Origin of the sequence: Burkholderia dolosa (assembly GCF_902499135.1) — a bacterium.
Classification (GTDB): Bacteria; Pseudomonadota; Gammaproteobacteria; order Burkholderiales; family Burkholderiaceae; genus Burkholderia; species Burkholderia dolosa.
In genome coordinates this window covers 1-9,624 of the sequence record NZ_CABVPR010000109.1, presented here as the reverse complement: position 1 = coordinate 9,624, position 9,624 = coordinate 1, and the positions used below count along the sequence as shown (strand labels likewise).

At 58.5% G+C, this 9,624-nt stretch carries 5 protein-coding genes, 2 tRNA genes and 1 pseudogene; all 8 read left to right on the top strand.

Going from position 1 to position 9,624, the window contains the following annotated elements:
- Position 1: 1 nt before the first annotated feature.
- Positions 2–77, top strand: a tRNA-Gly gene (locus BUB20358_RS27190).
- A 100-nt stretch (positions 78–177) separates the two neighbouring features.
- Positions 178–251 (top strand) — tRNA-Cys (locus BUB20358_RS27185).
- 459 nt (positions 252–710) lie between these two features.
- A pseudogene (locus BUB20358_RS27180) lies at positions 711–1,033 on the top strand (DNA adenine methylase); the annotation flags it as partial.
- Positions 1,034–1,337: 304 nt separating this feature from the next.
- Complete coding sequence (locus tag BUB20358_RS27175) at positions 1,338–4,121, top strand: type VI secretion system Vgr family protein (protein WP_035972754.1); 2,784 nt, start codon at positions 1,338–1,340, stop codon at positions 4,119–4,121.
- Positions 4,122–4,140: 19 nt separating this feature from the next.
- Entirely contained in the window at positions 4,141–6,453 is a 2,313-nt protein-coding gene (locus BUB20358_RS27170) for a DUF3274 domain-containing protein (protein WP_006764774.1), read from the top strand.
- The gene (locus BUB20358_RS27165; protein ID WP_006764773.1) at positions 6,450–8,144 is read left to right on the top strand and encodes a type VI lipase adapter Tla3 domain-containing protein; all 1,695 of its coding nucleotides are present in this window, start codon (positions 6,450–6,452) and stop codon (positions 8,142–8,144) included. The genes BUB20358_RS27170 and BUB20358_RS27165 overlap by 4 nt, the downstream gene beginning before the upstream one ends.
- 10 nt (positions 8,145–8,154) lie before the next feature.
- A complete protein-coding gene (locus BUB20358_RS27160) occupies positions 8,155–8,562 on the top strand; it encodes a hypothetical protein (RefSeq protein WP_123806850.1) in 408 nt (135 codons plus the stop codon).
- Positions 8,563–8,579: 17 nt separating this feature from the next.
- Positions 8,580–8,840: a PAAR domain-containing protein gene (locus BUB20358_RS27155; protein WP_081293603.1), complete on the top strand. Its 261-nt coding sequence runs from the start codon at positions 8,580–8,582 to the stop codon at positions 8,838–8,840.
- The last annotated feature ends 784 nt before the right edge of the window (positions 8,841–9,624 follow it).

The window sequence follows — 9,624 nt, the reverse complement described above, 5'->3', positions numbered from 1 at the left end:
TGCGGGAGTAGCTCAGTTGGTAGAGCGCAACCTTGCCAAGGTTGAGGTCGCGAGTTCGAGACTCGTCTCCCGCTCCAAGCCATGGGAAGCCACGCTTCCCTTTTTATTTGATGGGCCTGCGGCCCTCGAATGAAAATCTGTCAGTCGCGTCCTACGACGCTCCGACAGTCCGCTTTCGGCGCGATAGCAAAGCGGTTATGCAGCGGCCTGCAAAGCCGTTTAGGCCGGTTCGACTCCGGCTCGCGCCTCCAAGTAAGAAGAGAAAAAGCCCTGAGAAGTCAGGGCTTTTTCTTTTTCGGGACCCGCTTTCATCCTGGTAAGAAAGTCGCCTAGAGCGGTACAAAGTGGCCCACTGTTGAAACACGCGTAACCACTGCTAAGTCAGCTCTTTGGCCGTATAGGCGAGTGCACATCAGTGTATGGCGACCAAGCAACTACGACCCTCCGGAACGTGGGAATACATCATCCGACGTTCGAAGTTCCTCCCAAAGCCACTTTCCCTGACGTTTCAATCCGAAGAAGACGGCGATGCGTATGTCGCTCGTCTTGAGCAATTGCTCATGCGGCATTGTCCCAACGGATGTCATTGAACAACGGGAGATCTCGACGACGCCGGATGCAATTCGCGAGTATCTGCGTCGTGTATCCGTGTCCGATTCTGACCGCCAAGTGTTGAACACATCGCTTGGTCGCTTGCCGTCAAAGTGAACCCCCTGGATTGGGCCGCGTGCATTGATCGATACGACCGGACGTACACGCTCTTCTACCTCGATCTCCGTACTACGAGACAGAGGGGGACGGCGTGGCATTCCCGTTCGGTGAGTACGAGAAGATGGCGTGGCGTCTACGATCGCTGAAAGGACGGGCGATCGTGAGCCTGAACGATCATCCCGACATCCGGCGCGTGTTTGACGGGTTCTACATCGACACCGTACCGATTCAATATACGGTCGGTGGCGGCAAGGGCGTCGAACGCACCGAACTGATCATCTATAGCCGGGGCGACGCGGTGCAGCCGGTCGGATTGTTCTGACGCGATAGAGGTCGGCCTGCCGTCAGGAGGCGGCAGGTCGGGTACTGCATGGGCCGATTTACTGCGTGCGGAAGGACCAGACGTTACAAATCCTTCCGCCGCGAAAGATGCGACAAAATCGGTGGTCGCTGCATGTCAATCTTGGTTAAATATGCCCCGTACGGCGCGCCATCCCCCTGTCATTTTCATGTTCTAGTCGTCGAATTTGGTATCCTCCGACCACAAATCGGCGGTTTGCCGGTCCCGACACGCGGCCCGATCGCCTGAATCCAATACGTATTCAATAAGAATCGAGAGGGCGGCTGTGTCATTAAATGAAACAATACGCAGTTTCGCGGCGGGGGCCGTCGACTGGAACAATCGGCCGGTCGCGCTGAATTTCGGTCGGCTGCAAAGTAGCTTGGGGCCGCTCTTGGCCCTTCAGCACGCGAGCATTCGCGAAGCGCTGATGACCGGTATCCACGGGCACTTGACCTGTGTGTCGACGCGTCATGATCTGTCGCCCCGGCTATTCCTTGGGGTGCCCGTCTCTCTGCGGCTTGTCACCGATCGCGGCCAGCTTCGCTTCATCAACGCGATCGTCAAGGACGTGCAGATCGGCCAGAGCGACGGCGAGCTGTGCGTATACCAGCTCACGGTGTGCGACGCGCTGTCGCTGATGGACAAGCGCACCAATTCGCGCGTGTTCCGCAAGACGAGTGTCGTCGACGTGCTGGCGGTCCTGTTGAACGAATGGCGGCGTCGTAGTCCCGCGCTCGCGGCGGCGTTCGAGTTCGACCTGTCCGGCCTTGATCGGAGCCGCTATCCGGCGCGTGAGCTGACCCGGCAGGTCAATGAGTCGGACGCGAAGTTTGTGCGCCGGCTGTTGCGCCGCGAGGGCATCAATATATTCGCGAAAGCCGGTCCCGCGGAGTCGCCGCGCAACGTTCATGGCGAGACGCCCGTCCATACGCTCGTGTTTTGCGACAACCCGCTTCAATTGCCAGAGGCCCCGGCGGGCACGGTGCGCCTGCACCCGCGCGACGCCGCGACCGAGCAGCGCGACACGATTACGCTGTTTGCATTGCACCAGCAACTGATTTCCGGGCAGGCGAGTCGGCCATCGTGGGACTACAAGCAGGGACGTATCCACGATTCGGCCGCGACCGCGAGTATCGACCAAGGCGAAGCCGGCAACGACCTTGCGAACCTGCTAACGGACGTGGCGATCGACATTCCGCATGTCGGCGATTCGTGGGACGACCACGACCGCATTACCCGCGATCGGATGCTCGCGCATCAATTCGACGCCGAACGTTACGACGGCGTAAGTAGTGTGCGGGATATGCCGGTCGGGCACTGGTTCACGCTAGCCGGCGATGTCGATCTCGACATGCAGCCAGCCGAGAAACGGCAGTTCATGATCACGTCCTTGCATCACGAGGTCTGGAACAATCTGCCGAAGGGCTTGACGGAACGAGCTCACGCGTTATTTGCCGCGAGCCGCAATCTGACGCTGGCCGCACCCGCATTACCGGCCGCGCTCGTCGCAGAGTCAGATACCCGCTACGAGAACGCGTTCACCTGCGTACGGCGCGGTGTTCCGCTCACACCCGCGTACGATCCGAAGATCGACCTGCCGCCCGTCCATCTGCTCACGGGCGTGATTGTGACGCGCGACGGCGAGGAGGTTGTATGCGACGAACTTGGCCGGGTCTACGTGCAGATACCGGGACTCGATTCGGGCGATCACGCGCATGCGCAGGGCGCAGGCACCAACGGCAATGTCGGCGACAGCGCCCCGATTCGGGTGGCGTCCAGCCTGGCCGGGGCAGGCTTCGGCGTATCGTTCCTGCCGCGCGCTGGCATGGAGGTCTTGCTGGGCTGTATCGCTGGCGACCCTGACCGTTTGGTGATCCTCTGTGTGCTCGGAAACGGCGTGAACACCCCCGCGGCGTTCACCCATACCGGCTCGCTGCCGGGCAACCGTTTCGTGTCCGGAATCAAGACGCAGGAGATTAAGGGCCGGAAATATAACCAGCTCCGGCTCGACGATACGCCGCAGCAAATAAGCGCCCAGCTCGCGAGCGAGCACGCGCATTCGCAGTTGAATTTGGGTTACCTGACCCAGCCGCGCAATAACGGCGTCGGGCAGGATCGTGGCGAAGGCGTGGAACTGCGCACGGATGCGGCCGCGGCGCTGCGGGCCGCACAGGGCATCTTGCTGACGACCTATGCGCGCTCGCAGGCGAGCGGCGGGCAACTCGATCGCGACGAGCTGCTGCAGTTGCTCGGCGAGTGCACTGAACTCTTCAAGTCGCTCGGCGACTACGCAGGGCAGCATGGGGGGCAGGCTGCGGATGCGGCAGGGCAGACGGCCATCGCGCAGGCGTTCAAGGGCTGGACGCCGGGGAGCGGCGCATCGGAATCGGGTAGCGCCGCAGGCGGTTCGCAGGCGTTGATGGCGTTTGGTGCGCAGGCCGGTTCGGTGAACGTGACGCCGAAGACACACGTGACGTACGCGGGCGAGAACATTGATCAGGTCGCGCAGCAGCATCTTCAGTTGATGAGCGGTCAGCGTTTTAATGCGACTGCCGGACAGGGAATGCAGTTATTCGCGCGCGGCACCGGTGTGCAGGCCGTGGCCGGTGAGGGGCCGATGTTGCTGCAGGCACAAGCCGACACCCTGACGGCGAATGCGCAGAAGGGCGTCAAGATCGCAACGAATGAGAACGAGGTGCTTGTCACCGCACCGACGATCCGGTTCGTTGCCGAAGACGGCAGTTATATCAAGATCGGCGGTGGCGTGACGCTCGGCACGAACGGCGACATCAAGTTGCTGTCGGCGTCGCACCAGTGGGGCGGGCCGTCGACGGAACAGGCTTCGAAAACGTCCTTCACGAACCAGCCGACCGACCAGCAGTTCCGTTTGCACTTTCCAGGGCATTCGCCGGAGACGCCGGCGCTGGCGGCTAACCAGCAATATCGCATTGCGCTCAACGACGGTCGGATCATCGAAGGGAAGTCAGATGCCAGTGGGCTGACGGATCTGGTGAAGGACGACGTGATGCGCATCGCCAAGATCGATATCTTGAAGCCGTCGCTCTGAAGCGACCGGGGAGAATTCTATGGCCGAGACCAACAACGATTATCGTGTGCATGCGCAGGGCGCTGGCGTCACGATTTCGGATCGACCCGATGCCCGCAACGTGCAGTTGCCGGGTGATCTGCCGGGCATCGTGATCTTTATTCACGGGGTGAACGATCCGGGTGCCGTGTATTCCGTTGTCGAGCAAGGGCTGTGTCAGGGGCTCAACGAGCGCTTGTCGCGGGCTGATTTGAAGGAAGGACGCTATGGCGCTCAATATCAGCAGGCGAAGGCTGCAAAGAGCCCGACGACGCGCCAGCGCGATGTACTGTCCGATCCTGACACGTATTTGTATCAACGAACTGAAATAACTGGCACCACAAAAAGTTTTTTCATTCCGTTCTATTGGGGGTTACGCGCTGACAACCGGGACATTGCCAAATTGAATAACCCCGGCATTATCGAAAGCCGTGTGGCAGACGTTCGCGGCAATCTCATGACCCGCGGCCAGTATCAGGATGTCAACGGTAATCGGCTCGATGCGCACTTCGCAAAGGCCGGCGGATTCTTTGCCAACGCAACCAACAACATCCCGCAGATGTACAGTAGAGGTTTCGAGCCGGACTGGAAAACGCGTCGTGTAATGCACAACGCATTGGCTGGAAACAGCGTGTATGCAGGGAAGGCGCCCGACCGGCGCTATTTCGTACTGGCAGCGACGCGATTGGCGAACCTGATCAAGACGATTCGTACGATCCAGCCAAAGGCGCTGGCCTTGGCACACGGTATAGACCCCCAGCACGAAACCATTACGGTGATGGGTCACAGTCAGGGGACGATCATTACTCTGCTGGCGCAAGCGATACTTAAACAACAGGGGCAGCGCTGCGTCGACTGCATCATCATGGTCGATACGCCCTACAGCCTCTATGCAACGGAAGACGATGGCAACCAGACAGGCCACGGGAAGCTGAAGACACTGATCGATATCGTGAATGTGGTCACGAGCGAACCACATACCGTTCCTGATTTGGCCGACCTGCTGATCACGGCGGAGCGGTCGGGTGGCCGAACGGGCGCGAACTGGAGCAAGACTTGCGGAAAGCGGCTGGACAGGACCGGCAAGAACTGGATTACGTTCGACGAACGCGACAATCGCGGCAAAGTGTATCTGTACTTTTGCCCTGAAGACACCGTGGTCGGCCTCAAGAAAGTGCACGGAATCGGGACGTTTGGTGTACCCGATGAAGTGCCTGCTGACGGAACCGCCGCCAAGCATGGCAAGACCATGCCGGCCATGACAGCTCTTGCGCCCAAGCGTTTCTTTCAGCGGATGTGGACGCGGCTGGAGCGAGATCACAATTTCGATGGCAAATACAAGAAGGTTTTGGTTGGAACTGCTCCGGCGAGGGTACCCGTACGCGAGCAGTTCCAGCGATTGTCACCCGGACCCGATACGGACGTGATCACGAATATCGCACTTCAGTCGTCATTTAAGCGCAACGATATTCGATTCATCAATGGCGAAGAACTCAAGCCGCCATGCGAGCCCGATCTGTATGGAGGCGAAATCAAAAAGGGCGGGCAGCGTCCCGGTCATGCTGACGTGGCAGGGATGATGACGCCTGATGATGTGACGAAAAACGTGGCGTTGGGCAATCAATATGCGTCGTTCAAATGGATCGACGTCGATACGACACGTAATCCGTTCGCCAGCACTGAGTCTTATAAAGCAGCCTTCAATCAGGGCAAAGCAATCGACGACCAATCGCAGAACTGGCGGGTGGCCCCGAATACATCTGCGACCTCGATCATCAAGAATGCATTGCTTCCGATCGTTCCGCCCCAGCACCTCATTCAACGAGAAGAAACCCCGAATGAAGCTCGTGCGCGCATGCAGCAGGACCCGGACGCCCGAGAAGCCAACAACTATCATTCGGGCGTGCTACACAGCACGGAGAATCATCGGTGGGTGACCGCGATGGATGTCGCGATTGGTCAGGCCGTGACGCTCGATGATCCGGTGTGGCGTGAGTTGCTGATTCTGATGGCGGACTGGAAAATGAATCTCAATGTGATTAAGAAGATTCAAAACAATGCGAACTTTGGCCGTCTCTCGCCGAAGACGCAAGAATTCATTCTGGCCTGTTCCAATTACTATCTCTCCGGTACCTTCCCGGAGGAGCACGTGTCCATGACCATGCCGCCACTGGTAACCAGCGAGTTGACACCGTCGGCCGTCGCTGCGCAGGAGCAGGCTGAGGCGGAGTACTACAAGCAGGAAGCGCAGAAGGCCCAGATGATGTATGGGAATAAGACGCTCGGAGAAGTCTTCCAGGGAATGCCGCGATGATCGCGAGACCGCGAATTTGGCCGTACGCCTCTGCATTCGTGGTGGTGGCGATAATCTGGACCATTCTTGTGATGGCGCGACACTACAGTTATTGGCAAACGACCGGGCAGGAGATGCCGCATATGGGAAGTAGTATTCGGAATGGGGTGCTGGTGATCTTGGCGTTGGTAGCTCTGGCGTATGGCGCGAGTGTCGCGTGGCTGCATCGATCTCAGGTGCCGGCCACTGCTGCGTCCGATCGTTCGATTCCGGCCGATCAAAGGAGTGAGGTAGTTGTATCGCACGGCTTCAACGGTTCGTCCACGATGCTGTCGCTGACTGGACAGAAGTACGTGCTCGAAGTGCGCGGACTGGGCATCGTGACGGGATGGGACACCAATCAAGAGATCTGGAAGAAGATCGAGGCCAAGGCAGACAACCATGCAACGTATTTCTCACAAAATCCGGAAGATTATCCGGACAGTGAGGATACGAGGCAGCAAGATCTGGAGATATCGACGGGGACGGGTTTTAAGGCAGGCGCTAGTCGTGCTGTTGAGTATTGGCCAGTACCTGTAATCATTTGGGGACCGCCCAAGGATAAGCGAAATGCATTTCGAGCAGCGGCAGACATCGCCGGTCTCCGTCAGCAGGCAAGTCTTGGTGTCACGCTATTTTTATGGCAGGAGGATGCCAATACCGCCGACGGTGCCGGGATGATCGACAAGCTGTTTGCATTCTTCGATGAACACCCGGATGTTCCCGCTGCGCTTGTATTTAGCGCAGACGGCTCCTTGACGCGTTCGCTACTCGGGGCGCCGGGTAGTGGCAGTGCTCCACGCGCGGGGCACATCATTCCCGAGCTTCCGGACAGTGTCGGTGCCATCCTCGTTTCCCGTTCGGATCGGGTCGACAAGCTTATTCGTCCGTACGCCGTCGAGCAGACTGCGCAGATCAATCGAAACAACACCGAATACGACGTCATTAAGTTGTGGAATTTCTTCTGGGAGCAGAATGACGATCGCGGCCCCGACAGCTTCACTGCTCACTTCATCGAACAGGCAAAGCAGGCGGGTGTTCAGTATCCGGTAGCGATCGGCGTCATGTCGTCTACTTGGTGGCAGGCGAAATTGCCGGCGTTCTGGAAAACCATCGACAACAAAGGGCCGGGTCAGTTCACGCCGACGCCATATATTCCAGTGCGCTGGACGACGTGGCAGGTCAAGCAATTTGATGATGCACCGTTGCTCGGCTATCTCCATCGCCCGGTAAACGTAAAGCTGACCGACGATCACGGACAACCGCTCAAGACTGCGGCTCAGGCAGCAGCGCTGAAAGTGGGTTGGGAGCAGGCCATCGCAACGTTGCCAGACGGGAAGGAGCCGAAACGCGTGTTTTACGATACGACTGGCGATCGGCTGTGGGCGGTGCCGCTGAATCAGGCGCTCGCGCAAGTAGGCGGGACGGCCCCGAGCCTGAGCGACGTCAAGGATGGTTACGATATCGGCGCTCGCATTGGCAACACTGGTGTGAGTTCGCCACTTGTACAAATCGGTTTGGCACTGATTGCAGGCTATCAGGATGGCGGAGCAAGTGCGACCGTCAACCGGCGCCCTAATGGTACAGCGAGCATCATCATGATTAGCCCGCCCGACGCTACGAGTAAAGCGGCATGGGCTCAAGCGAACAACGGCGCGAATCCGTTCAAATGATAGCTATATCGTGAACTCCGTGAAAGAACGCGACCATCAGATCCAATCCACGGATGCGAAACCTGACGACGTTCGTGAATGGATGCCGCCTTCGCCAGTGCGCTCTGTTTTGTTTATGGCGACCTTCATCGGCTTTTGGATGTTCTACCCCTTCGGAGTTTGCGCGGCGCTCATTCATGGCATGGCCGGTGTCAACGGTGCCGACTGGTGGTGGGTATGGACCTTTCGAAGCACGGCGTTGTTGCTTGCGCTTCACTGCGTGTATGCCTTTATCACGTCACCTTGGGAAAAGCGCGGTCCCGGATACCGAGGCTATGTTGTCAATAGCGTTGCGCTGATGGCAGGCATTGTTTTTCTCGTCTGGACGGGACCGGAAGTAGTCGCAGCGGCGTTCGATCCTCGGTATGGTTTTGAGTAACTTCGGAGAGTAGGTCGATGAGAGGCGTGATTCGAGTGGGCGATTCGACGGATCATGGTTGTCAGGTCCAGACTGGTAGCGAACGATCCGTGGTGATGGGGCGCGCAGTTGCTCGGATCGGCGATCGCTGTACTTGTCAGTCGGGGCTTGGCGAATGCGAAATTCTTGAGGGTGATGAGCATGTTCGGATTGACGGACGGGCTGCAACCTTCGACGGTCACAGGACGTCATGTGGGGCCGTTCTGATTTCGTCGATGCCAACATCCGGTCGAATTTAGGGAACCAACTCCCTCCTTGATACTCGCCGGTGCATGAGAGCACTCGGCGGGGCTCTTCTTTTTTCTGCGGCGCTTTCATTGCTGTAATCGAGTTGCCTAGAGTGGTAAAAAGTCGCATCTAACCAACTAAAAACCGACGCCAACCGCCCGTTGATCGGCTTGTTGGCAATCGACGCGAGTTATCTAGGCATGGCCAACAAACGACAGCGGCCGTCGGCAGATGGGAATACACCATCAAGCAGGCGAAGCTGCTAACAAAGCCACTTTCCCTGACGTTTGAAACCGAGGAGGAGGGCGACGCGTACGTCGCCCGATTGGAGCAGCTGCTGGACGACGGCATCGTACCGGACGAGGTTGTTCAGCAGCGGAAGCAATTGCAACAACAGGCGACGCGATCCGGGCGTACCTGCGTCGCGTATCGGTGCCCGACTCCGGCGTCCGCGTGCTGAACGCGCTCCTCGGCAGAGTCGCCATCAAGGCAAAGTCGCTCGCAACGCTCGACTACCAATGGGTTGAGCAGCGGGTCACCAGCATGAAGCGTCACGATCACCTTTCGCCTTCGACGATTCGGCACTACGTCGGCGCATTGGCCCGCTGCTTCGATTGGGTAGTGAGATCAGGCACGCCGATATTGGCGACTAACCCGCTCCGCCTGCTCCCGAAGCGATATGCCACATACACCGAAGAGGATCGAGTGGTGGTAGAGGCGTAAGCGTGGAGCCGATACCCTGTTGACGGCGTGGGTTACCGGTTTCCCCAACGATTGGAAGCCATGCGTAGCAAC